The 23,794-nt window shown below is 72.9% G+C and carries 18 protein-coding genes; 10 read left to right on the top strand and 8 right to left on the bottom strand.

Translation table 11 applies throughout. The features are described from left to right. Positions 1-6 precede the first annotated feature (6 nt). A complete protein-coding gene (locus ACYVKZ_RS11445) occupies positions 7-1,080 on the bottom strand; it encodes a proteasome assembly chaperone family protein (RefSeq protein ID WP_460992368.1) in 1,074 nt (357 codons plus the stop codon). Positions 1,081-1,318: 238 nt separating this feature from the next. Here ACYVKZ_RS11445 and ACYVKZ_RS11450 point away from each other — a divergent pair, with 238 nt between their 5' ends. The 5 genes from ACYVKZ_RS11450 (at position 1,319) to ACYVKZ_RS11470 (ending at position 7,412) form a co-directional block, all read left to right on the top strand. Then, positions 1,319-2,848, top strand: coding sequence for a leucyl aminopeptidase (locus ACYVKZ_RS11450; protein WP_460992369.1), 1,530 nt, complete (start codon positions 1,319-1,321; stop codon positions 2,846-2,848). A 261-nt stretch (positions 2,849-3,109) separates the two neighbouring features. Continuing rightward, a complete protein-coding gene (gene lpdA / locus ACYVKZ_RS11455) occupies positions 3,110-4,492 on the top strand; it encodes a dihydrolipoyl dehydrogenase (protein WP_460992370.1) in 1,383 nt (460 codons plus the stop codon). Between the two features lie 51 nt (positions 4,493-4,543). Then, entirely contained in the window at positions 4,544-6,328 is a 1,785-nt protein-coding gene (gene sucB / locus ACYVKZ_RS11460) for a 2-oxoglutarate dehydrogenase, E2 component, dihydrolipoamide succinyltransferase (protein ID WP_460992371.1), read from the top strand. A gap of 139 nt (positions 6,329-6,467) precedes the next feature. Continuing rightward, positions 6,468-6,848 (top strand): hypothetical protein, encoded by a 381-nt coding sequence (locus ACYVKZ_RS11465; RefSeq protein ID WP_460992372.1) that lies wholly within the window; start codon positions 6,468-6,470, stop codon positions 6,846-6,848. 135 nt (positions 6,849-6,983) lie between these two features. Continuing rightward, on the top strand, positions 6,984-7,412 hold the full coding sequence (locus tag ACYVKZ_RS11470) for an OsmC family protein (RefSeq protein WP_460992373.1): 429 nt from the start codon (positions 6,984-6,986) through the stop codon (positions 7,410-7,412). Positions 7,413-7,521: 109 nt separating this feature from the next. Here ACYVKZ_RS11470 and ACYVKZ_RS11475 read toward each other — a convergent pair whose 3' ends face one another. Beyond that, entirely contained in the window at positions 7,522-11,061 is a 3,540-nt protein-coding gene (locus ACYVKZ_RS11475; protein WP_460992374.1) for a S41 family peptidase, read from the bottom strand. 75 nt (positions 11,062-11,136) lie between these two features. Further along, on the bottom strand, positions 11,137-12,849 hold the full coding sequence (locus tag ACYVKZ_RS11480) for a protein kinase domain-containing protein (RefSeq protein ID WP_460992375.1): 1,713 nt from the start codon (positions 12,847-12,849) through the stop codon (positions 11,137-11,139). Positions 12,850-12,958: 109 nt separating this feature from the next. Here ACYVKZ_RS11480 and lipB point away from each other — a divergent pair, with 109 nt between their 5' ends. The 3 genes from lipB (at position 12,959) to ACYVKZ_RS11495 (ending at position 15,516) form a co-directional block, all read left to right on the top strand. Further along, positions 12,959-13,648 (top strand): lipoyl(octanoyl) transferase LipB, encoded by a 690-nt coding sequence (lipB, locus tag ACYVKZ_RS11485; protein ID WP_460992464.1) that lies wholly within the window; start codon positions 12,959-12,961, stop codon positions 13,646-13,648. Then, positions 13,645-14,655 (top strand): lipoyl synthase, encoded by a 1,011-nt coding sequence (gene lipA / locus ACYVKZ_RS11490; protein WP_460992376.1) that lies wholly within the window; start codon positions 13,645-13,647, stop codon positions 14,653-14,655. The genes lipB and lipA overlap by 4 nt, the downstream gene beginning before the upstream one ends. 120 nt (positions 14,656-14,775) lie before the next feature. Continuing rightward, the gene (locus tag ACYVKZ_RS11495) at positions 14,776-15,516 is read left to right on the top strand and encodes a DUF4191 domain-containing protein (RefSeq protein ID WP_460992377.1); all 741 of its coding nucleotides are present in this window, start codon (positions 14,776-14,778) and stop codon (positions 15,514-15,516) included. Positions 15,517-15,625: 109 nt separating this feature from the next. Here the strand turns inward: ACYVKZ_RS11495 and ACYVKZ_RS11500 are convergent, their stop codons facing one another. Beyond that, complete coding sequence (locus ACYVKZ_RS11500) at positions 15,626-16,060, bottom strand: RDD family protein (protein WP_460992378.1); 435 nt, start codon at positions 16,058-16,060, stop codon at positions 15,626-15,628. Between the two features lie 277 nt (positions 16,061-16,337). On the opposite strand from ACYVKZ_RS11500, the gene glnA (ACYVKZ_RS11505) reads away from it, so the two are divergent. Continuing rightward, on the top strand, positions 16,338-17,762 hold the full coding sequence (glnA, locus tag ACYVKZ_RS11505; RefSeq protein WP_307006324.1) for a type I glutamate--ammonia ligase: 1,425 nt from the start codon (positions 16,338-16,340) through the stop codon (positions 17,760-17,762). Positions 17,763-17,874: 112 nt separating this feature from the next. Here glnA (ACYVKZ_RS11505) and ACYVKZ_RS11510 read toward each other — a convergent pair whose 3' ends face one another. The 3 genes from ACYVKZ_RS11510 to glnA (ACYVKZ_RS11520) are packed head-to-tail and all read right to left on the bottom strand — an operon-like array spanning position 17,875 to position 22,631. After that, positions 17,875-18,201 (bottom strand): cupin domain-containing protein, encoded by a 327-nt coding sequence (locus ACYVKZ_RS11510; RefSeq protein ID WP_460992379.1) that lies wholly within the window; start codon positions 18,199-18,201, stop codon positions 17,875-17,877. Between the two features lie 44 nt (positions 18,202-18,245). Next, positions 18,246-21,281 (bottom strand): bifunctional [glutamine synthetase] adenylyltransferase/[glutamine synthetase]-adenylyl-L-tyrosine phosphorylase, encoded by a 3,036-nt coding sequence (locus ACYVKZ_RS11515; RefSeq protein ID WP_460992380.1) that lies wholly within the window; start codon positions 21,279-21,281, stop codon positions 18,246-18,248. Positions 21,282-21,290: 9 nt separating this feature from the next. After that, entirely contained in the window at positions 21,291-22,631 is a 1,341-nt protein-coding gene (glnA, locus tag ACYVKZ_RS11520) for a type I glutamate--ammonia ligase (RefSeq protein WP_307006328.1), read from the bottom strand. A gap of 77 nt (positions 22,632-22,708) precedes the next feature. Between glnA (ACYVKZ_RS11520) and panB the strand changes: the two genes are divergently transcribed. Continuing rightward, a complete protein-coding gene (gene panB / locus ACYVKZ_RS11525; RefSeq protein ID WP_460992381.1) occupies positions 22,709-23,593 on the top strand; it encodes a 3-methyl-2-oxobutanoate hydroxymethyltransferase in 885 nt (294 codons plus the stop codon). A gap of 2 nt (positions 23,594-23,595) precedes the next feature. On the opposite strand, the gene ACYVKZ_RS11530 is transcribed toward panB, so the two are convergent. Then, a complete protein-coding gene (locus ACYVKZ_RS11530) occupies positions 23,596-23,784 on the bottom strand; it encodes an SPOR domain-containing protein (RefSeq protein ID WP_066497450.1) in 189 nt (62 codons plus the stop codon). Between the last annotated feature and the right edge of the window lie 10 nt (positions 23,785-23,794).

A 23,794-nucleotide genomic window follows, 5' to 3' on the forward strand; every position in this document is an offset into this window, starting at 1 on the left:
ACGATCCTAGTGCGGGGGCTCCTCGCCCTCGCTCCCCTCGCCGCGGGGCGCGTCGTCGGGCGCCTGCGGCGAGCTGCCGGCGGCGGGCGGCGCCCCGCCGTCGTCCGCGGCGCCGGCACCCCCGGCCTCCCCTGGTCCCACGGCGTCCTCGTCGCCGTGGGCGGCGAGGTAGGCCTCGACCGCGGCGCCGAGGTCCTCGGCCGTGGGCAGCTCGTCGGCCGAGCCGGCGAGGAGGGAGCGGCGGGGGACGTCGGCCGTGTGGTCGTCGAAGCGTTCCTCGAGCCCGGCGACCAGCTCGCGGATCTCCGCGGACGCCGCGACCTGCTCGGCCACCTGCCGCTCGACCTCCCGCGCCGCCTCGCGGAGCCGGTCGCTGGGCAGCATGAGGGAGGCGGCTGCCCCGAGGTGTTCGAGGCCCGTGACGGCGGCGGCGGGGTACTCGGCCTCGGCGAGGTAGTGCGGCACATGGACCACGAATCCCGTGACATCGTGCCCCGCTTCGATGAGGCGGATCTCCACGAGGTGCCCAACCGCTCCGGGGAACTCGACGACCGGCTTCCAGCGCGAGATGCCCTCGACGAGCTCCGGCCGGTTGCCGTGCACCGTGACGCCGAGCGGGCGGGTGTGGGGCACGGGCATCGGGATCGCGTGGACCCAGAGGGTCTGGCGCACCTCGAGCCGCTCGACGAGGCCGACGACGGCGCGCGCGAACCGCTCCCACTGCAGGTCGGGCTCGGGGCCGGCGAGGAGGAGGTAGGGGCGCCCGAGCCCGTCGTGCAGGCGGTAGAGCGCGAGCGCCGGTGCGTCGTAGTCCTCGAGGTGGTCCTCGACGAAGCGGATGCGGGGGCGGCGCGAGCGGTAGTCGAGCAGCTGGTCGACGTCGAACGCGGCGATCGCGCCGGCGCCCTGGACGGTGATCAGCTCGTCGATGATCTGGCGCACGGCGTGGCCGGCGTCGGCGAATCCGGTGAAGCCCATGATGAGCGGCAGCCCGCGCATGCTCTCGTCCCCGCTGAGCTCGAGGGCTGCGGAGTACAGGCCGGCGGGGTCCTGCAGGGGCCCGGACGCGGGGTCGATCACGGTGGCAGTCCTTCCTAGGCGTTCATCCGTCCAACACTCGGCGGCGTTCCATCATTCCACCTCGGCACCTCTGGCTCGGCACCCCGGTGCCGGCGCCCCGGTGCCGGCGCCCGTGCGCCGCGCCGCAGGGGACGACCCCGGCCGCCCTATTACGATCGGGAGCACCTGAAGCAACCGCACCACACCCGCCGGCGCAGACACGCGGCAGCGTGAGCCGTGCAGAATCGAGGCACCAGAAGTGTTCAGCAACAGCGAAGTCACCCTCCGGGCCGTGTCCAAGGACCTGCGCAAGACCCCCAGCGACGTCCTGGTGGTGGGGATCGCGCAGGGCCCGGACGGGCCGGTCCTCCTCGAGAATCCCCTGAGCGCACGCAACGCCGAGGCGGTGTCCTCGACGCTTGCCGCGCTGGGCGTCACGGGCGCCGCGGACCAGCTCCACCGGCTGCCCGGGCTGCCCGAGCTCGGCGCTCACGTGCTCGCCTTGGCCGGCGTGGGCAAGCTCGGGCCGGGTGCGGCCCCGAGCGCGGAGCAGCTCCGGCGGGCCGCTGGCTCGGCGGTGCGCCAGCTGGCCGGGAACGAGACCGTGGTGCTGGCCCTGCCGGCGGCGACCACTGCCGACTTCGCCGCGGTCGCCGAGGGCGCCGCCCTCGGCGCCTACTCCTACACGGAGCACAAGTCGGCCAACGGCGGCAGCCGCAAGGACAACGTGCGCACGGCGATCGTCTACAGCGCCCTCGCCGGCACTGCCGAGGCGGACGCCGCACTCGCGCGCGCGGCGGTCCTCGGAGCCTCGGTCAACGCGACCCGCACGCTCGTGAACATGCCCCCGAGCCAGCTTTACCCGGAGGCTTTCGCCGAGGCGGCCAAGGACCTCGCGAAGGGCCTTCCCGTCAAGGTCACGGTCTTCGACGAGAAGCGGCTCGCGAAGGAGGGGTTCGGCGGCATCCTGGCGGTGGGGCAGGGGTCGGCGCGGCCGCCGCGGCTGGTCAAGGTCGAGTACGTGCCCTCCCGGCCGTCCGGGGCGCGCAGCGTCCACCTCGTCGGCAAGGGCATCACGTTCGACTCGGGCGGCATCTCGATCAAGCCCGCGGCCAACATGGACCAGATGAAGAGCGACATGGCCGGTGCGGCCACCGTCCTGAACGCTGCCCTCGCGGCGGCGCGCCTGGGCCTGCCCGTGAAGGTGACCGCGTGGCTTTGCGTGGCCGAGAACATGCCCTCGGGCAGCGCGCAGCGGCCCTCCGACGTCATCACGATGCGCGGCGGCACCACGGTGGAGGTGCTCAACACCGACGCCGAGGGCCGGCTCGTCATGGCCGACGGCCTGGTCGCGGCGTGCGAGGAGAACCCGGACGCCGTCATCGACGTGGCGACGCTGACGGGGGCGGCCCTCGTGGCGCTCGGCACCCGCACCGCGGGGGTCATGGGCGACGACGAGGTGACCCGCCCGCTGCTCGACGCCGCCGCCGCGGCGGGCGAGCCCGCGTGGCCCATGCCGCTGCCCGAGGAGCTGCGGGCAGGCCTGGATTCCGCCACGGCGGACATCGCCAATGTCGGCGAGCGTCCCGGCGGAATGCTGACGGCTGCCATCTTCCTGAAGGAGTTCGTGGGCAGGCGCCCGGACGGCAGCACCGTGCCGTGGGCCCACCTCGACATCGCGGGACCGGCGTTCAACACCGGCTCGCCCTACGGGCACACCCCCAAGCAGGGCACCGGCTCCACGGTCCGCACGCTCGTGGGCTACCTCGAGTCCGCTGCCCGCCCGTGACGCCGCGCCGCCCGCAGCCCCGGCGGCTGCGGGCGGCCACTCTCTCGTAATTTCGCATCATGAAATTGAAAGTCCATGTAGCGAAAGTGCTAGAGTTCCCGTGACTCTTGACACAAGGCCGGGACAAACGTTCGGCGAAGGTGGAGCATAGTCGGTCGGGGATATAGGGTTTCCCTGATACCGGGCCTGCGCGGACCGCCGCAGGCAAACTGTCACATCCGACGGCGGAACACGCCGTCCACAAGGCGAGGGAGCGTCCACGTGGCCGAAGCGGCAACTGCGCACGAATTCGACATCTTGATCCTCGGCGGCGGAAGTGGCGGCTACGCCGCGGCGCTCCGCGCCTCGGAGCTCGGCTTCTCGGTCGGGCTCGTCGAGAAGGGCAAGCTGGGCGGCACGTGCCTGCACAACGGCTGCATCCCGACCAAGGCCCTCCTCCACTCGGCCGAGCTGGCCGACCATGCACGCGACGCCGGCAAGTACGGCGTGAACGTGACGCTGGACGGCATCGACATGAACGCCGTGAACGCCTACAAGGGCGGCATCATCGCGGGCAAGTTCAAGGGCCTCACGGGCCTCATCAAGTCCAAGGGCATCACAGTCATCGAGGGCGAGGGCCGCCTGACCGGCCCGAGCACGGTGACCGTGGCCGGCACGGACTACACGGGCAAGAACATCATCCTCGCCACCGGCTCCTACTCGCGCAGCCTCCCCGGCCTCGAGATCGGCGGACGGGTCATCACCTCCGACCAGGCGCTCGAGCTCGACTACGTGCCCAACAGCGTGATCGTCCTCGGCGGCGGCGTCATCGGCGTCGAGTTCGCCTCGGTCTGGAAGTCCTTCGGCGTCGACGTCACGATCGTCGAGGGCCTGCCCTCGCTCGTCCCCAACGAGGACGCCGCGATCGTCAAGCAGCTCGAGCGCGCCTTCAAGAAGCGCGGCATCAAGTTCAGCACCGGCACGTTCTTCCAGGGCGTCGAGCAGGACGAGAACGGCGTCAAGGTCACGCTCGTCGACGGGAAGACCTTCGAGGCCGACCTGCTCCTGGTCGCCGTCGGCCGCGGGCCGTCCACGGCGAACCTCGGCTTCGAGGAGGCCGGCATCACGGTGGACCGCGGCTTCGTCATCACCAACGAGCGGCTGCACACCGGCGTGGGCAACGTCTACGCGGTCGGCGACATCGTCCCCGGCGTCCAGCTCGCCCACCGCGGCTTCCAGCAGGGCATCTTCGTGGCCGAGGAGATCGCTGGCCTCAACCCGGTCGTGGTCGAGGACGTGAACATCCCGAAGGTCACCTACTGCGACCCCGAGATCGCCACGGTCGGCTACACCGAGAAGGCCGCCAAGGAGAAGTTCGGCGAGGACCAGGTGCAGACCCAGGAGTACAACCTCGCCGGCAACGGCAAGAGCTCGATCCTCGGCACGTCCGGCATCATCAAGGTCGTGCGCCAGAAGGAGGGCCCGGTGGTCGGCGTCCACATGATCGGCGCCCGCATGGGTGAGCAGATCGGCGAGGCCCAGCTCATCGTCAACTGGGAGGCCTACCCGGAGGACGTGGCCCAGTTCATCCACGCCCACCCGACGCAGAACGAGGCTCTCGGCGAGGCCCATCTGGCCCTGGCCGGCAAGCCGCTGCACGGCTGAGCCGACCCCGACACCATTCGCACGCAGAAGAATCAAGGAGCACGGGGACCCATGTCTGAATCCGTCAACCTTCCAGCCCTCGGTGAAAGCGTCACCGAAGGCACCGTCACCCGCTGGTTGAAGCAGGTCGGCGACCGCGTCGAGATCGACGAGCCCCTCGTCGAGGTCTCCACCGACAAGGTCGACACCGAGATCCCTTCTCCGGTCGCGGGCATCCTCGAGCAGATCCTCGTAGCCGAGGACGAGACCGCCGAGGTCGGCTCCCCGCTGGCGGTGATCGGCGACGGCGCGTCCGCGCCGGACGCCTCCGGCGAGCCCGCCGCCCAGGAGGCAGAGCAGGCGCCCGCCGCCGCCCCGGAGCCCGAGCAGGCTCCCGCACCGCAGGCCGAGGCGGCCGCCGCGCCGGAGCCCGCGGGCTCCTCCGCCGGCGCCCCGGCCGAGGGGCACGAGGTCACGCTCCCCGCCCTCGGCGAGAGCGTCACCGAAGGCACGGTGACCCGGTGGCTCAAGGCCGTCGGCGAGACCGTCGAGGTCGACGAGCCGCTGCTCGAGGTGTCCACCGACAAGGTCGACACCGAGGTCCCGTCCCCGGTCGCCGGCACCCTGCTCGAGATCCGCGTGCCCGAGGACGAGACGGCGGAGGTCGGCGCTGTGCTCGCGGTCATCGGCTCCGGTGCCCCGGCCCAGGCCGCCCCCGCCCCGGCTGCCGAGGCGCCCGCAGCCCAGGCACCCGCCGCTGCCCCGGCTCCGGCTGAAGCACCTGCCGCTGCACCTGCGGCTGCTCCTGCACCCGCAGCAGCCCCGGCACCGGCATCCGCCCCGGCCCCTGCGGCCGCCCCGGCACCGGCATCCGCCCCGGCAGCCACCGCCGCGCCGGCGCAGGGCGGCGAGTCGGGCTACGTGACCCCGCTCGTGCGCAAGCTCGCGAACCAGCACGGGATCGACGTGACCTCGCTGACCGGGACCGGCGTCGGCGGCCGCATCCGCAAGCAGGACGTCCTCGCCGCGGTCGAGGCCAAGAACGCCGCCTCCGCCCCGGCCCCCAGCGCCCCCGCCGCGGCGGCCCCGGCCCAGGCTGCCCCGGCCGCCGCCGCCAACGGCGCCGTCTCGTCGCTGCGCGGGACCACGGAGAAGGCCCCCCGGATCCGCCAGGTCATCGCCCGCCGGATGCGCGAGTCGCTCGACACCTCGACCCAGCTCACGCAGGTCCACGAGGTAGACATGACGAAGATCGCGAAGCTCCGCAACCGCGCCAAGGCCCAGTTCCAGGCCCAGAACGGCGTCAAGCTGACCTTCCTCCCGTTCATCGCGAAGGCCGTGGCCGAGGCGCTCAAGCAGCACCCGAAGCTCAACGCGGAGTACAACGAGGAGACCCAGCAGATCACCTACCACAACGCGGAGCACCTCGCGATCGCGGTGGACACGGACAAGGGCCTCCTCGTCCCGGTGATCAACAACGCCGGCGACCTCAACCTCGCGGGCCTGGCCGGGCGCATCGCCGATGTCGCCGCGCGCACGCGCAGCGGCAAGATCGGTCCGGACGAGCTCTCGGGCGGCACGTTCAGCATCACCAACATCGGCTCGGTCGGCGCGCTGTTCGACACGCCGATCATCAACCAGCCGCAGGTGGCCATCCTGGGCACCGGGGCGATCGTGAAGCGCCCGTGGGTCTCCCAGAACGCCGAGGGCGACGACGTCATCTCGATCCGGTCGATGATGTACCTCTCGCTCACCTACGACCACCGCCTGGTCGACGGCGCGGACGCGGGCCGCTTCCTCCAGACGCTGCGCGCGCGGCTCGAGGAGGGCTCGTTCGAGGCCGACCTCGGACTCTGAGGTACCTCCGGCAGAGCGCACGACGGCGCCCGCTCCCCTTTCCGGGGACGGGCGCCGTCCGCGTTTCGTTACCCACTTGGGACGCGCGCCGGGCCCGATCCGGCGCAGGCGGCACGCGCGCCGCCACTAGACTCGGGTCATGACTGTCGTCCTGAGCATTGTCGTCTTCCTGCACGTCGTCGGTGCAGCCATGATCGTTGGCCCGTGGATCGCGAACATGAAGAACCCCACGGTCGGCCCGCGGCAGTTCGACGGCGCGATGACCCAGCTCGTCACCGGCGTCATCCTGGTCGGGCTCATCACGATCCTGTCCAAGCAGGCAGACAGCGGCGTGGCGCCGCTCGACACGAACCTGTACATCAAGCTAACGGTGAAGTTCATCATCGCCGTGGTGGTGGGCGCCCTGGCCTTCGTGGGCAACCGCCGCCGCAAGGCCGGCGAGAGGGTCGCCCCGGGACTCGCCCACGGCGTCGGCGGCCTGGCGCTGCTCAACATCGCCATCGCCACGATCTGGCAGTAGCCTCCGCTGCTCCACACGGCCCCGCCGCCCCCGGTCACATTCGGAGGAGGCGGGGCCGTGTTGTGCCTAGGATGGGCGAGGACGGCGCACCCGACCGGCTGCGCCGCGGCACACCGACCACGGCAAGGAGCACACATGGCTACGATCCGCACCGCACACACCGTCTGGGAGGGCAACCTCTTCGAGGGCAAGGGGCAGACCACCCTCGACACCTCGGGCCTCGGCACGTACGACGTGACGTGGAAGGCCCGCAGCGAGGACGCGAACGGCAAGACGAGCCCGGAGGAGCTCCTCGCCGCGGCCCACTCGGCCTGCTTCTCCATGGCCTTCAGCAATGAGCTCGACGGCGCGGGCTTCAAGGCCGAGCGCATCGAGACCTCCTCCGCGGTCGGCTTCGAGCCCGGCAAGGGCGTCACGGGCAGCGAGCTCACCGTGACCGCCACGGTTCCCGGCATCTCCGAGGAGCAGTTCCAGCAAATCGCGGAGAAGGCCAAGGTCGGCTGCCCCGTCAGCCAGGCGCTCTCTGGGATCACCATCACCCTCAAGGCCACCCTCGAGTCCTGAGCCCCGCCCCGCTGACCCGGGCCGCGGAGTGCCCCGCGCCCGGGCAGCGAAAGGCCCCTCCCCGACCCCGGGGAGGGGCCTTTCCCGCGTCCGGGCAGTGCCGGGCGCCTCAGCCCTGGTAGGCCGGCTCCTTGAGGGCCGCCCCGCGGTCCTGGGGACGCGGGGGCAGCGGCGCCGGACGCACCGAGCGGTAGCCCTCGCGCGCCGGCGGCCGCTGGGTCGGGATCTCGACGAGCATCTCCTTGAGCACCCCGATGCCGTGCTCGAGCTGCGGGTCGATGCCGGCCGCGTACGCGTGCGGCGGGTAGGCCACCTCGATGTCCGGCTCCACGCCGAAGTTCTCGACGCCCCACCCGATGCCGCCCTCGAACCAGGTCGCGTAGCGCGGCTGGCTCACCGCGGTACCGTCCGCGAGCTTGAACCGGTTGTCGATCCCGATCACGCCGCCCCAGGTCCTCGTCCCGACCACCGGTCCGATGCCGCGCAGCTTCCCCACGGCCGTGATGATGTCGCCGTCGGAGCCCGCGAACTCGTCCGCGAGGATCACCACCGGGCCCCGGGGAGCGTGCCGCGGGTAGGTGCGGGGCTGCTCCCCACGGGGGACGCTCCAGCCGGTGACGCGCCGGCCGATCAGCTCGGCCACGAGCTGGGACGTGTGGCCGCCGCGGTTGCGGCGCACGTCCACCACGAGCGCGTCGAGGGCCGTCTCGGTATCGAGGTCGCGGTGGAGCTGGGCCCAGCCGCGCGCCCCCATGTCCGGCACGTGCAGGTACCCGAAGCGGCCCTCGGAGGCCTCGCGGACGAGCCGCCGGTTCGCCTGGACCCAGTCCTGGTACCGCAGCCGCTCCTCGTCGCGGAGGGGCACGACGGCGATCCGCCGGGTGCGCCCCGACGCCTCGCCGTGGGCCGCGCCGTTGAGCATCGTCAGCTCGACGACCTTGCCCGCGGCGCCGGCCAGCGCGGTCGCCGGCCCGGAGCCGGGACCGAGCCGGACGCCGTCGACCTCGAGCAGCCGGTCGCCCGGGCGGACGCCCGCCCCGGGCGCAGCGAGGGGCGAGGCAGCGAGCGGGTCGGAGGACTCGTTGGCGAGGACGCGGCGGACCACCCAGCCGCCGTCGAAGTCGAACTCCGCCCCGAGCCGGCCCTGTCCCCCGGCGCCGGGCTCGGTGACGGCCGGGGGCGTGACGTACGCGTGCGACGTGCCCAGCTCGCCGTGGAGTTCCCAGATGAGGTCGACGAGGTCATCGTGCGAGCCGAGCCTGTCCACGATCGGCCGATACCGGTCCCGGACCTCGTCCCAGTCCGCGCCGGCCATGTCTTCAGTCCAGAAGAAGTCGCGCTGCAGCCGCCAGGCCTCTTCGAAGGCCTGCGACCACACCGCCCTGGGGTCGAGCCGCACCCGGATGCGTTCGAGGTCCACCGTGACGTGTTCGGCGTGCCCGTCCTCGGCCGGCTTGTCGCTCGGCACGCTGTGGACCGTCCGGTCGCGCACGTAGACGATCCTCGTGCCGTCGCCGCTGAGCCGGTACGACTCCAGCGCCCCCACGAGCGTCGTCTCGTTCCCCGTGAGGAGGTCGAAGCGCTGCAGCGTCGGCGGGGCGTCCTTGTCCTCGGGCTTGGCCCTGCCCTCGCCGGTGGCGCCCGCGAGGTCGTGGGAGAGCCACAGCAGGGAGTCCTGCGCGGCCGCGAGGTGCGAGTAGTTGCCCTGGCGGACGGGCAGCGCGGTGACGCGGTGGCGGATCCCGTCGAGGTCGACGCGCACCTCGGCAGGCGCTGCCGACGGCGGCGAGGCCGCGCCGTCGTCCGCCGGGCGGCTCTGGGCGTCGTCCGCGAAGTCTGCCACGCGGGGCCCGAACGGGCCCGCCGTGGCCGCCGAGAGCGGGACGATGTACGGCTTGATGGGGCTCGGGAACGACAGGTCGAACGAATGGCCGTCGTATACCGGGTCGAAGCTGCGCCCGGAGAGGAACGCGAGGTACTTCCCGTCCGGCGTGAACGCGGGCGAGGCGTCCTGGAAGCGGCCATCGGTGACGTCGGCCACGCGGCCCGTGGCCCGCTCGGCGAGCCGGAGCTTGGAGCGCGAGCCGAACGCGGTCACGGGCTCGATCCAGGCCAGCCAGCGCGAATCCGGGCTCCAGGCCAGCTGGGCGACCATGCCCTCCCCGACGCTGCTGAGGGTCGTGGCCGTGCCCTGCGCGACATCGACGAGGTGGACGTCGCCGAACGCGGTGCCGACGGCGAGGAACTTCGCGTCGGGGCTGGGCACCAGCTCGACCGGACGGTGCGAAGAGGGCAGCGGGATGCGGGCCAGGCGCGGCAGGGAGTCCTCGTCCCCCGCTGCGGAGACGGCCGGGAGCTGGGCCGGCACCGCGTAGGAGCGCGGCGTGCGGGGCCCCGCGGAGGCCGGCGGCGCGGCAGCCGTCGCTGCCGCGTCCTGGCCGCCGGCGAGCGCGGAGACCGGCCGCGGCAGGCCGTCGGAGGCGGGGGCGGCAGCGTGCCCGGCGCTGCCGGCCTGCTCGACGAGCGCGGCGCCGCCCGCGGCGGGCGCGGCTGCGGTGCCCAGTCCCCCGAGGCGGCGCACGAACAGCCCCTCTTCGCCCTCGTGGTCCGCGACGAACGCGACGGCTCCGGAGCCCAGCGGCCGGGCGAGCCGTGCACGCACCCCCGGGGTGGCCTCGACGACGTGGGAGGGGCCGTCGCGGTGCGTGAGCCAGTGGACCGTGCCGTGGGACTCGACCACGCTGGCCCGTCCGTCGGGGGCCGGGACCACCTCGCCGAGATGGCGGCCGACGGCGAGGGGCCGGCTCCGGCGGGACGTCGAGGCCGAGGCGAGGGCGATCTCGAGCCGGCGCGGCTCGGCGTCGAGCGAGTCGAGGATCCACAGCTCGCCGGCGCTGTCGAAGACGACCCGGCGGCCGTCGGTGCTCGCGTGGCGGAGGTAGAAGCGGTCGGAGTCGGTGTGCCGGCGCAGGTCGGCCCCTGCCCGGTCGACCGAGTACAGGTTGCCCACGCCCTCGTGGTCCGAGACGAACGCGATGCGCTCCCCGACCCACAGCGGGTCTGCGAGGTTTGCGTCGAGGTCGGCCAGGAGGCGGCGGAACTCCCCGCCGCCGTCGGGATCGATCCAGAGCTTGCCCGCTGCGCCCCCGCGGTACCGCTTCCAGTGGGCGGGCTCGCGGGTCAGGACGCTTCCCACGACGACGGGCCGGTCGTCGCCGACCCGGGGGCCGAACGCGACCGAGTCCACGGGCCCGTAGGGGAGCTCCTCCAGCCAGCCGCCGTCGAGCGGCATGGTGTAGGCGTGCGTGTGGCGGGAGTCCGGCTGGTTGTGGGCGCTCGTGACGATCGCTCTGCCGCCGGGCTCGAAGCCGCGGACCCTCGTGGTCGCGTGGCCGAACCAGCTCAGCTGCCGGAAGCCGCCGCCGTCGACCTCGGCGGAGACGACCTCGGGGGCGCTGCCCTGCACCACGGTCCACACGACCTTGCTCCCGTCAGGGGCGAAGCGGGGATTGCGTGCAGGCAGCCCGAGCGAGGAGAGCCGCCAGGCGCGCCCTCCGGCGACAGGGGCGAGCCAGACGTCGTCCTCGGCGACGAACGCCACGAGGTCCCCGTGCACGTGGGGATAGCGGAAGTAGCTGGAGCCAGTCATCCTCCGATCATATTCACCGGCCCGGCCCCTCCCGGGCCGGCCACACCCGTGCGGGAGAGTGTGACGCACGCCGCATCAGGCGGGGCCGATCCGCGCGACCTTCCACCGCTGGCCGTCGTGCTCCAGGACGACCGTCAGCTCCTGGTCGCGGCCAGCGGGCCTCTCCCCGACGGTGGCCCCGGTCCGGTCCTTCACGGCGTAGCCGGTCGTGACCACCCGGACCCGCACCGCGGCGCTCCGGGAGCCCGCGGCCGGGTCCCCGGTGCCGGAGTCGAGGGACGCCGCGAGGACCCGGGCGCTGAAGCCCTCGAGCCGCTGGCCGCTGGCCTCGAGCCTGTCGAGGAGCCCGCGGTCCGCTGCGGCCGCCTCCGAGCCTGCGGCGTTGACCGCGGAGAGCATGCCGCGGTCGCGGCCGGCGATGGCCCTCGCCCGGATCTCCGACAGGGCCTGCACCGCCTGCACCGGGTCGGGGGCGGCGGCGCGGCGCCGGAGCTGCTCGGGCAGGGAATCCCACCCCACCACGACGGCCGTCTGGTCCGCGGCCGCAGGCTGATCGCCGCCCGGCGGGGCCGGAGGCCGGCTCCACCAGCCCGCAGCGACCGCGGCCACGACGAGCCCCGCGGCAAGCCAGAGGGCGGCCGCCGGAATCGGGCGCCGCCGCCTCGCCCCGGGGCGGCCGGCCGGCGCCGGGGCCGCCGCACGGGATGCGGACGCGGCATGGGCTCTCCGGCGGCGCTGGGGCCGCTGGAGGCGCGGGCGAGGGGGGCGGACTCTGGAATCGCGACGGGAGGGAAGGCCCAGGAGCGGGCGCCGGCGGGCCGGGGCGGCCTGGCGCCGGGTCATCAGCTCGGGCAGGACGGCGGCGTCGACGGCAGGGGCGAGGTCGACCGGCTCCGCCCGGCCGCTGCGGAGCACCGAGCGGGCGAGCTCCTCGGCCGAGGGCCGCTGGAGCGGATCGTCCCGCAGCGCCGCCTCGATCGCGGCGGCGAGTTCGGCCGGGACGTCCCGGACCATGAGGGACAGGGGCGGCCGATGCTCCGTCTGGACCGGCGGCTCGCCCGTGAGGGCATACCAGGCGAGCGCCCCGAGGGCGAAGACGTCGGCCGCGGCGGCGCGCGCCGCGGAGCTCCGCCCGGGACTCCCGACCGGGTCACCGCCCTCGGCCGCCGCGGTGCGACCCGCGGACGGGTCGGCGAAGCCGGCGGTGCCGGCCGCGCCTGCGCCGCCGTCGCCCACCATCCGGCCGAGTCCGAAGTCACTTAGCATGGGCCGGCCGTCGGCCGTGAAGAGGACATTCCCGGGCGAGACGTCCCCGTGCGCGGTCCCGTCCGCGTGCAGCGCGGCCAGGGCGCGGGCGATCGGGACCACGACGGTGATGCACTCCCCCACCGGAAGGCGGCCGCGGACGCGCACGAGGTGGCCCAGGGACCCTCCGGCGGCGTATTCGCTCAGCAGCGCGACCGCTCCGTCCGCCGCGCCCGCGGCAGGGACCGCCCGGTGGATCCCGAGGACGTGGTCATGGGGGCGGGCACGGGAGATCCTCGCCTCCCGCTGCGCGCGGGCGAGGACCTCGTCGGGGCCCAGGCCGGGGCCGGGGACGAGGAGCTTCGCCGCGAGCAGGCGCCCGGTGCCGGCCTCGCGGACGAGCCAGACCGGGCCCGCTGCGCCGCGGCCGATGGCGCGGAGCGTCTCATAGCCGGGCACGGCCGCCGGCTGGTCACGGGCGCCCGGCTCGGCGGCATCGTCGGCGGGCGGGCGGTCCGCCCCGGAAGGGCTGGCTGCGTCCATGGCCCCATGTCTACCGCAGATCGGGGCGGCCCGCAGAAGTTATCCACAGGCGGGGGCGGGTGCGAGGCTCGTCACACTCCCCCGCGCCGGGGCGGCCGCGCGGGCTAAGCTGGACCCCATGACTCTTGCGTTCACCCGGCTGGGGTTCGCGCCGGACTACGTCGGCTACACCGACGGCCTGGCCGCCCAGCGCAAGCTCCACGAGGACGTGGCGGCGGGTACCGCCCCCAGCACCGTCCTCCTCCTCGAGCACTCCCCGGTCTACACGGCCGGCAAGCGCACCGAGGACCACGAGCGGCCGCTCGACGGCACCCCCGTCGTGCCGGTCGACCGCGGCGGCAAGCTCACATGGCACGGCCCCGGCCAGCTCGTGGGCTATCCGATCGTGCGGCTCGCGGAGCCGCGCGGCATCCGCGCCTACGTGGAACTGCTCGAGGACGTCATGATCACCGTCATCTCCGAGTACGGCATCAAGGCCGAGCACGTCGACGGGCGCTCGGGCGTGTGGGTCCGTGCGGACGAGCGCGGCGGCGACCGCAAGATCGCGGCCATCGGCATCAGCGTGCACGAGGGCGTCACCGGCCACGGCTTCGCGATCAACTGCAGCAACAGCCTCGACCCGTACGCCCAGATCATCGCGTGCGGCATCACGGACGCGGGCACGACCACGATCTCGGCCGAATGCGGCCGCGAGGTCGGCCCGCTGGACATCATCGACCGGATCACCGAGGAGCTCTCCCGCCGTGCCGGCGAGTTCGTCGCCGTCGACACCGCGACCACAGAAGGAGCCCTGGCATGACGATCGCCCCCGAGGGCCGGCGGATGCTGCGGATCGAGCAGCGCAACGCGGCCGTGCCGGTCGAGCGCAAGCCGGACTGGATCAAGGCCAAGGTCCAGATGGGCCCCGAGTTCGTCCAGCTGAAGAACCAGGTGAAGAAGGAGGGCCTCCACACCGTCTGCGAGGAGGCCGGCTGCCCGAACATCTTCGAGTGCTGGGAGGACAAGGAAGCCACCTTCCTCATCGGCGGCTCCGAGTGCACCCGCCGCTGCGACTTCTGCCAGATCGACACCGGCCGGCCCTCCCCGCTGGACCGCTTCGAGCCGACCAAGGTCGCCCGCTCGGTCCAGTCCATGGGCCTGCGCTACGCCACCGTGACCGGCGTTGCCCGCGACGACCTCGAGGACGAGGGCACCTGGCTCTACGCCGAGACCATCCGCAAGATCCACGAGCTCAACCCCGGCACCGGCGTGGAGATCCTCATCCCCGACTTCTCCGGCAAGCCCGAGCACATCAGCGCGATCTGCGAGGCCGCCCCGGAGGTCTTCGCCCACAACGTCGAGACCGTCCCGCGCCTGTTCAAGGCCATCCGGCCCGCGTTCCGCTACGAGCGCTCCCTCGACGTGCTCACCCAGGGCCGCGACCACGGCATGGTCACCAAGTCCAACCTGATCCTGGGCATGGGCGAGACCCGCGAGGAGATCTCCCAGGCCTTGGCCGACCTGCACCAGGCCGGTTGCGACCTGATCACCATCACCCAGTACCTGCGCCCCTCCGAGCGCCACCACCCCGTGGAGCGCTGGGTCAAGCCCGAGGAGTTCGTCGAGCTGTCCCAGGAGGCCGAGGAGATCGGCTTCCTCGGCGTCATGAGCGGGCCCCTCGTCCGCTCCTCCTACCGGGCTGGCCGCCTCTGGGCCACTGCCATGCGCAAGAAGGGCCGCGAGATCCCACCCGCCCTGGCCCACATCCAGTCCTCCGGCACGACCCGGCAGGAGGCGGCGACCCTCCTCGCTGCCCGGCAGGGCTGATCCGCTCAGCACCCAGGGGCGTCCACTCACGGCAGTGGGCGCCCCTCTGCGTCCCCCCGCACCCGCAGGGCCGAACGGCCGCGGTGATCTCGGCGCGCGGTGACTTAGAATTGAGGGACTATGGCGAAGCGCACCGACACCTCCAGCACGCCCGCGGACAAGTCTCCCCAGGGCGGAGCTCCGAAGAAGGCGAAGAAGCCCAACGGCTTCCAGCAGTTCCTCCAGGTCTTCCAGATGACGCGGAGGGCCGACCCGAATGCCGTGTGGCTGATGCTGCTCGTGTTCCTCGGGGTGACGGCCGTGGGCCTGCTCGTCGGCTTCCTGCTCGACAACTGGGTCACCGGTCTCATCATCGGCATCCTGCTCGGTGTCCTCGGAGCCGTGTTCATCCTCAGCCGCCGGGCAGAGCGCGCGGCCTACGCCCAGATCGAGGGACAGCCCGGAGCCGCCGGCGCGGCGCTGAACTCCCTGCGGCGCGGCTGGGTCGTCGAGGAGCAGCCCGTCGCGGTGAACCCCCGCACCCAGGACGTCGTATTCCGGGCCATCGGGCGTCCGGGCATCGTCCTCGTCTCCGAGGGTCCGAGCGCCCGCGTCCGCCAGCTCGTCGACAGTGAGCGCAAGCGACTGGCCCGCATCCTGCCGAACGTTCCGGTGCACGTCATCGAGACCGGGCGCGACGAGGGCCAGACCCCCCTGCGCAACGTGGCGGCGAAGATGAACAAGCTCAAGCCGCAGCTGACCAAGACCGAGGTGGCTGCCGTGAGCAAGCGCATCGCCGCACTCGGCACGCGCCTGCCCATTCCCAAGGGCATCGATCCCACCCGGATGCGCCCTGACCGGCGTGCCATGCGCGGCCGCTGAGCCGCACCGCAGCACCACGGCAAAGGCCCCGGCAGCAATGCCGGGGCCTTCGTCGTCCCGCCCTGCGGCGGTGCTGCGGCGGTGCAGGGGCCGGGGAAGCCGGCCGTGGTCAGAGGCGGACGACGACGGTCCCTGCCGCCTTGTCGTGCGCGCCGCGCTGGTCGGGGTCGAAGACCACCGCCGGGATCACGAGGCACAGCAGGAGGGTGCGCAGGGCCGCGCGCGGGAGGCCCACAGGACCCCCGTCGAGCCGGCGGACGGTGAGGCCGGCGATGCGGTGTCCGAGCCCGTGGCCCACCAGGCCCACCAGGAGCACCTGCTCCACGGCGAACACGGCGAGGATGGTGAGCTGGCTTCCACCGAGGAAGGCTGCGGCGATCGCGTAGGAGGCGGCCCAGTCGATGCACAGGGCGAGCACCCGACGGCCGGGCCGGCCCACGGAGCCGGGCCCCGTGCGGGGCATTCCGAGGCGGCGTCCGGGGAAGTCGCCCTCGGCGAGCTGGGGCCCGCTGATCCAGGATCCGAGGTCTCTGCGGTCGATCACCTGTCCATTCTAGGCCGCGGTGCCGGACGGCGCGGGCCGCGGGACGGGGCTGCCCGCGGTGCCGGACGGCGCGGGGTCTGGCAGGGCGCCGCCGCTGCGGCTAGCGTTTACACGGGACAAGGCCCTGTAACCTCGCCGAAACAATGCCGACACGGACGGGAAATCCCCCGTTCGTACTGTGGGTGGCAGTTGCGTACGAGGCGCACCGTGGACGCGCAGTGACTGCGTGCCCGGTCGGCGCCGGCCCGACTGCCCCCACCCTGCCAAAGGAGTACAGATGTTCAAGTCTGCGGACGAAGTCCTCGCATTCATCAAGGACGAAGACGTCAAGTTCGTCGATATCCGCTTCACCGACCTGCCGGGCGTCCAGCAGCACTTCAACATCCCGGCCAAGACGGTCGACGAGGACTTCTTCGTCAACGGCCAGCTCTTCGACGGCTCCTCGATCCGCGGCTTCCAGGGCATCGCCGAGTCGGACATGCAGCTCATCCCGGACGTCACGACGGCGTTCGTCGACCCGTTCCGCGTCGAGAAGACCCTCGCCCTGAGCTTCTCCATCGTCAACCCGCGCACCGGCGAGCCGTACCACCGCGACCCGCGCGGCGTGGCCGAGCGTGCCGAGGCCTACCTCGCCTCGACGGGGATCGCCGACACCGCGTTCTTCGCGCCCGAGGCCGAGTTCTTCGTCTTCGACAACGTCCAGTTCGAGTCCTCCCCCCAGGGTTCCTTCTACAAGGTCGACTCCATCGAGGCGCCGTGGAACTCGGGCCGCGAGGAGGAGGGCGGCAACCTCGGGAACAAGACGCCGTTCAAGGGCGGCTACTTCCCTGTGGCCCCGGTCGACCACCAGGCCGACCTGCGCGATGCCATGTGCCTCGCCCTCGACGCCGCCGGCCTCGAGGTCGAGCGCTCGCACCACGAGGTCGGCGCCGCCGGCCAGGCGGAGATCAACTACCGCTTCAACACCCTCGTCCGCGCGGCCGACGACCTGCAGAAGTTCAAGTACATCATCAAGAACACCGCGCTCGAGTGGGGCAAGGCGGTCACGTTCATGCCGAAGCCGATCTTCGGCGACAACGGCTCCGGCATGCACTGCCACCAGTCGCTGTGGAACGGCAGCGAGCCGCTCTTCTACGACGAGAAGGGCTACGCCAACCTCTCGGACCTCGCCCGGTGGTACATCGGCGGCCTGCTCAAGCACGCGTCCGCGGTCCTCGCGTTCACGAACCCGACGGTGAATTCCTACAAGCGCCTCGTGAAGGGCTTCGAGGCGCCGGTCAACATGGTGTACTCGCAGGGCAACCGCTCCGCCGGCATCCGCATCCCGATCACGGGCTCGAACCCGAAGGCCAAGCGCATCGAGTTCCGCGCGCCGGACCCCTCGTCCAACCCGTACCTCGCGTTCGCCGCGCAGCTCATGGCGGGCATCGACGGCATCCGCAACCGCATCGAGCCGCCGGCCCCGATCGACAAGGACCTCTACGAGCTCCCCGTCGAGGAGGCCCGCGACATCCCCAAGGCCCCGGGCTCGCTCGAGGAGGCCCTCGAGGCGCTCGAGGCGGACAACGAGTTCCTCCAGGCCGGCGGGGTCTTCACCCAGGACCTCATCGACACCTGGATCGCGTACAAGCGCGAGAAGGAGATCATGCCGCTCTCGCTGCGCCCGAACCCCTACGAGTTCGAGCTCTACTTCGGGGTCTGATCCCGCACCTTCCGCGGTCCCTCCCGCACACGACGGCGCCCCTCGTCTCCCGCTGCCAGCCGGCGGGGAGGCGGGGGGCGCCGTCGTCGGCGGAGCCGGCCCGTGGGCCGCGTCAGCCGGTGACCGTGGTGAGGACGCCGGTGGCGTCGCCCTCGGCGGTGACGTCGTGCCGGGGGCCGGGCAGGACGGCGATCTGGCCCGGTCCGAGGCGAAGCTCCGCGTCGCCGGAGCGCACCACGAACGTCCCCGACAGGACGTGGAGCGTGGCCGCGGCGGGCTTGGCATGGTCGCCGAGGACCTGGCCGTCCAGGATGGCCAGCAGCGTGTGGCGCAGCGTCCCGTCGTGGAGCAGTGCGCGAGCGCTGCGCCCGTGCGGGCTCGTGCGCGCCCGCACGAGCTCCTCGGCTGCGGCGGCGGCGACATCGATCAGGGTGTGCATCGTCTCTTCCTTTCTCCGTGTGCCCGCCCGCCCGGGCCGGGCCGTCAGTGCTCGGGCGCGTAGAACCGCCGCTCGAACACCTGCCGGGCCCTGCGGGTGACGCTGAGGTAGTGCTGCTCGAGCGCGGTGGCCTGCCCGGGAGGATACCCGCACCACCGGGCGACCGCCTCGAGGTCCCGCCGCGACGTGGGCAGCAGGTCCGAGGCGCGCCCGCTCCACGCGACGTTCGCGCTGCGAACCCTGCTGGCCAGGCGCCACGCCTCCGCGAGGAGCTCGGCCTCCCCCGGCGGGATCAGGCCGAGGTCCGAGGCGGCCGTGAGCGCTTCCAACGTGCCCGTGGTGCGCAGCTGCGGGTGGCGGCGGGCGTGCTGGAGCTGGAGCAGCTGCACGAGCCATTCGACGTCGCTGAGGCCTCCGCGGCCCAGCTTGAGGTGCCGGGACGGGTCGGCGCCGCGGGGAAGCCGCTCGGCCTCGACCCGGGCCTTGATGCGCCTGATCTCGCGGACGTCGGAGGGCGCGAGCTCCTCGGGATAGCGGACGGAGTCCACGAGCTCCATGAAGTCGGCGGCCAGGGCGTCGTCGCCCGCGAGCGGCCGTGCCCGCAGGAGCGCCTGGGCCTCCCACACGAGCGCCCAGCGACGGTAGTACTCGGCGAACGAGTCGAGCGAGCGGACGAGGGGGCCGTTCTTGCCCTCGGGCCGGAGGTCGGTGTCCAGGGCGAGCGTGCGCTCGGCGAGGACCGGCGGCTTGAGCGGCTGCGTCAGGAGGGCGGAGAGGCTCCCGACGATCGCGAGGGCCTGGCGCTGCGCCGCCTCGGGGTCTGCCCCCGGGATGGGCCGGTGGACGAACACGACGTCGGCGTCGGAGCCGTAGCCGATCTCGCGGCCGCCCTGGCGCCCCATGGCGACGACGAGCACTCGGGTGAGCAGGCCGCCGTCGGCCGTCTCCGCAGCCCCCTCGGCGACCCGGAGCGCTCCGAGCACCGCGGCCTGGTCCGCGTCGGAGAGGGCGCGGCCCACGGCCTCGGTGTCGAGGATCCCGGCGCGGTCTGCGAGGGCCACGCGCAGGATCTCGCGGCGCCGGATGAGCCGCACGAGCCGCATGGCCGCGGGCGGCTCCGCGTGCCGGGAGAGCTTGGACTGGATCTCCTGCCACTGCGCCTCGAGCGGGAGCGGTTCGAGGTTGGAGTCGTCGCCGAGCCACTTGACGGACTCCGGCGAGACCTCGAGCAGGTCCGCGATGAGCCGGGAATCGGCCAGGACGTGGGAGAGCCGCTCTGCGGCCGCGGCCGAGTCGCGCAGGAGGCCCAGGTACCAGTGGGTGGTGCCCAGGGCCTCGCTGACGCGGCGGAAGGCGAGCAGGCCCCCGTCGGGGTCCACGCCCTCGGCGATCCATCCCAGCAGGACGGGCAGCAGCTGCCGCTGGAGCGCGGCCCGGCGGCTCACGCCCGCCGTGAGCGCCTCGATGTGCCGCATGGCGCCCTGCGGGTCCCTGTAGCCCAGGGCGGCCAGGCGGGCCTGGGCAGCCTCCGGCGTCAGGCGCGCCTCGTCCGCGCTCATGTGCGCCACGGTGTTCAGCAGCGGGCGGTAGAAGATCCGCTCGTGGAGCTCGCGGACGCTGCGCTTGGTGCGGTGCCAGGTCTCCAGGAGCTGCTCCGGGGAGGCCCGCCCGAGGTCGAGCACACCCTGCGTGGAGCGGGCGAGCGCCCGCAGGCCGTCCTCGGAGACCGGCATGAGGTGCGTGCGGCGGAGCTTGGCCAGCTGCAGGCGGTGCTCGAGCAGGCGGAGGTAGCGGTACGAGGAATCGAACTCGGTCGCCGCGCCGCGGCCGATGTAGCCGCCCGCGGCGAGCGCCGCGATGGCAGAGGTCGTGTCGCGCACCCGCAGCGACTCGTCCGTGCGCCCGTGGACGAGCTGGAGCAGCTGGACCGTGAACTCGACGTCGCGCAGGCCGCCGGCGCCGAGCTTGATCTGCCGGTCGGCCTCGGCCGCCGGGATGTTCTCGGTCACGCGGCGGCGCATCGCCTGGACGGACTCGACGAACCCGTCGCGCTCCGCGGAGGACCACACGAGCGGAGCCACGGCGGCCTCGTAGCGGGCGCCGAGCCCGGCGTCGCCCGCGATGTGCCGCGCCTTGAGGAGAGCCTGGAACTCCCAGCTCTCCGCCCAGCGGGCGTAGTAGGCGAGGTGGGAGTCCAGGGTGCGCACGAGCGGGCCGTCACGCCCCTCGGGCCGCAGGTTGGCATCGACCTGCCACAGCGCCGGCTCACGTCCCGAGGACCAGACGGCCTTGACCATCCCCGTGGCCAGGGCGGTGCCGATCGTCGCCGCGCGGGCGCCGTCCAGGGCACAGGCGCCGTCCGCCTCGATGACGTAGATGACGTCGACGTCGGAGATGTAGTTGAGCTCGCGGGCGCCGCACTTGCCCATCCCGATCACGGCGAGGGCGACGGCGGCGACGTCCACGCGCCCGAAGCTCGCCTCGGCCTCGGCCCGGGCCACTGCCAGCCCCGCCTCGAGCGCCGCGCCAGCGAGGTCGGAGAGCTCCGCCGCGGCCGTCGGCATGAAGTCGGTCGGGGACGCCGAGCCGAGATCCCGCAGGGCGAGCTCGCACAGGTGGCGCCGGTAGGCGATCCGCAGCGCCTCATAGGCCCCGGGCCCTGTGCTCGAGGCAACGGGGCGTGCCGACCGCGGGTCCGCGCCCACCGAGGCGAGCAGGGCCGCGCGGAGCTCGGCGGGGTCCGCGCCCGAGGGCTCCGCGGACAGTGGGCGCTGAAGCACGTCGAGGTGCTCGGGGCGCCGGATGAGGAACTCCCCGAGCGCCTCGGAGGCACCGAGCAGCCGGAACATCGGCTCGCTGCGCGCGGGACCCTCCTGGACGATCCGGCGCACCTCCGGCCGGCGCTCGATCAGGCGGACCAGGGCCAGGAGTGCGGAATCCGGGTCCGCGGCCAGCGCCAATCCCTCCAGCACCGTGGCCGGCTCGATCCCATCGAGCTCGCGCGCGGCGAGGAAGCGCTCGGCGCGCTCGGGGTCCGCAGACCCGAGCGCGATCAGGCGGCGCGTCAGGGACGGGGCCACGGCGTGCGCCTACAGGATGCCGAGGTTGCGGTGCAGTTCGTAGGGCGTCACCTCGAGGCGGTACTCGTTCCAGTCCTGCCTCTTGTTGCGCAGGAAGTACTCGAAGACCTGCTCGCCGAGGATCTCGGCCATCAGCTCCGAGTCCTCCATCGCGTTGACGGCGTCGTGGAGGCTCGCCGGCAGGGGCGAGTGGCCGAGCGCGCGGCGCTCGGCCGTCGTCAGGGCCGAGATGTCGTCCTCGGCGGCGGGCGGCAGCGGGTACTCTTCCTCGATCCCCTTGAGGCCGGCGCCGAGCAGCACGGCGTAGGAGAGGTAGGGATTCGTCGCCGAGTCGATGCCGCGGTACTCGATGCGGCCGCTCTGGGCCTTGCCCGGCTTGTAGAGCGGCACCCGCACGAGGGCCGAGCGGTTGTTGTGTCCCCAGCTGAGGTAGCTGGGGGCCTCTCCCCCGCCCCAGAGGCGCTTGTAGGAGTTGACGAACTGGTTCGTCACGGCCGTGAACTCGCTCGCGTGCCTCAGGATGCCCGCGATGAAGTGGCGGGCCGTCTTCGAGAGCTGGAACTCGGCCCCCGGCTCGTGGAACGCGTTGCTGTCGCCCTCGAAGAGCGAGAAATGGGTGTGCATGCCCGAGCCCGGGTGCGCCGAGAACGGCTTGGGCATGAAGGTCGCGTAGCTGTTCTGCTGGAGGGCCACCTCCTTCACGACGGTGCGGAAGGTCATGATGTTGTCCGCCGTCTGGAGCGCGTCCGCGTACCGCAGGTCGATCTCGTTCTGCCCCGGGCCGTTCTCATGGTGGGAGAACTCGACCGAGATCCCCACCGATTCGAGCATGTTCACCACGGTGCGGCGGAAGTCCTGGGCCACGCCGCCGGGCACGTGGTCGAAGTAGCCGCCCTGGTCCACGGGGATCGGGGCGCCGTCGGGGCCGAGCTGGTCGGACTCGAGGAGGTAGAACTCGATCTCCGGGTGCGTGTAGCACGTGAAGCCCATCTCGGCGGCGCGGGCGAGCGTCCGCTTGAGCACGTTGCGCGGGTCCGCCGGCGACGGCTCGCCGTCGGGGGTGAGGATGTCGCAGAACATGCGCGACGTCGGCTCCGTCTCGCCACGCCACGGGAGGATCTGGAAGGTCGAGGGGTCCGGCTGGAGCAGCATGTCCGATTCCGAGACCCGCGCGAGCCCCTCGATCGAGGAGCCGTCGAAGCCGAGGCCCTCCTCGAACGCGCCCTCGACCTCGGCGGGCGCGAGCGCCACCGACTTCAAGGACCCGACGACGTCGGTGAACCAGAGGCGGACGAAGCGGACGTCGCGCTCCTCGATGGTCCGGAGGACGAACTCCTGCTGACGGTTCATGGGATCTTCGCATCCTTACCGGTTGGGCCCTGCAACGCTTCCTCCACTCTACTGAAGCATCGACTAGTCTCATGCGTATGGCCCCCATGAGTCCCGACGCACCGCGTCACGACGAGCTGCCGGCGCCCTACGGGAGCGGGCCGGCGCCCGCGCCCCGGACCGGACGCACGCGCATCCACCACCTGGCGCAGGCCAAGGAGCGCGGAGAGCGCTTCGCGATGCTCACTGCCTACGACCAGTACACGGCGCGCATCTTCGACGAGGCCGGCATCGAGGTCCTGCTCGTGGGCGACTCCGCGGCGAACAACGTCTACGGGCACGAGACGTCCCTCCCCGTCACGGTGGACGAGCTGATCCCGCTCGCCCGCGCGGTCGCCGTCTCCGCCCCGCACGCGCTCGTCGTCGCCGACGTCCCCTTCGGCAGCTACGAGACCTCCCCCGCCCAGGCGGTCGCGACGGGCGTCCGCTTCCTCAAGGAGGGCCTCGCGCATGCGGTGAAACTCGAGGGCGGCGCCTACTACGCGGAGACCGTGCGGGCCATGGTCCAGGCGGGGATCCCCGTCATGGCGCACATCGGCTTCACCCCCCAGAGCGAGCATGCGCTCGGCGGCTACCGCGTCCAGGGCAGGGGCGACGCCGCCGCCCGCCTCATCGAGGACGCCAGGGCACTCGAGGCGGCCGGCGCGTTCTGCGTCCTGATGGAGATGGTCCCCGCGGACGCCGCGGCGGCGGTGGACGCCGCCGTCGAGGTCCCGACCATCGGGATCGGCGCCGGCAGCGCCACGACCGGCCAGGTGCTCGTCTGGCAGGACATGGCGGGTCTGCGCGGCGGCCCGGGCACGCGCATCGCCAAGTTCGTCAAGCAGTACGCGGATCTGCGTGGAACCCTCCTGGAGGCCGCGCGCGCGTACCGCGAGGACGTGCGGTCGGGGTCCTTCCCGGGCCCCGAGCACTCGTTCTGAGGTCAGTCCCGGTCGCTCCAGCCGTCGCCGTCGGCGTCCGAGGGATCCCAGGCGCGGTTGCGCTCCTTGACCTTCTCGAGGGCCTTCTCGGCCTCCGCGCGCGTCTTGTAGGGCCCGATGAGCTGCGTCCAGTCGCTCTGGGCGTCCTCCTCGACCTCGTGCGTGCGGACGTTGTACCAGTACTCGACCATCTCCAGGCCC

The sequence above is a fragment of the Sinomonas soli genome (genome assembly GCF_054782415.1).

Coding starts and splice junctions, on each gene's coding strand:
- ACYVKZ_RS11495 (WP_460992377.1), top strand. CDS start 14,776: ATGGCGAAGCGCACCGACACCTCCAGCACGCCCGCGGACAAGTCTCCC.
- sucB (WP_460992371.1), top strand. CDS start 4,544: ATGTCTGAATCCGTCAACCTTCCAGCCCTCGGTGAAAGCGTCACCGAA.
- panB (WP_460992381.1), top strand. CDS start 22,709: ATGGCCCCCATGAGTCCCGACGCACCGCGTCACGACGAGCTGCCGGCG.
- ACYVKZ_RS11475 (WP_460992374.1), bottom strand. CDS start 11,061: ATGACTGGCTCCAGCTACTTCCGCTATCCCCACGTGCACGGGGACCTC.
- ACYVKZ_RS11480 (WP_460992375.1), bottom strand. CDS start 12,849: ATGGACGCAGCCAGCCCTTCCGGGGCGGACCGCCCGCCCGCCGACGAT.
- glnA (WP_307006328.1), bottom strand. CDS start 22,631: ATGAACCGTCAGCAGGAGTTCGTCCTCCGGACCATCGAGGAGCGCGAC.
- ACYVKZ_RS11465 (WP_460992372.1), top strand. CDS start 6,468: ATGACTGTCGTCCTGAGCATTGTCGTCTTCCTGCACGTCGTCGGTGCA.
- glnA (WP_307006324.1), top strand. CDS start 16,338: ATGTTCAAGTCTGCGGACGAAGTCCTCGCATTCATCAAGGACGAAGAC.
- ACYVKZ_RS11530 (WP_066497450.1), bottom strand. CDS start 23,784: ATGGTCGAGTACTGGTACAACGTCCGCACGCACGAGGTCGAGGAGGAC.
- ACYVKZ_RS11470 (WP_460992373.1), top strand. CDS start 6,984: ATGGCTACGATCCGCACCGCACACACCGTCTGGGAGGGCAACCTCTTC.
- lipA (WP_460992376.1), top strand. CDS start 13,645: ATGACGATCGCCCCCGAGGGCCGGCGGATGCTGCGGATCGAGCAGCGC.
- ACYVKZ_RS11510 (WP_460992379.1), bottom strand. CDS start 18,201: ATGCACACCCTGATCGATGTCGCCGCCGCCGCAGCCGAGGAGCTCGTG.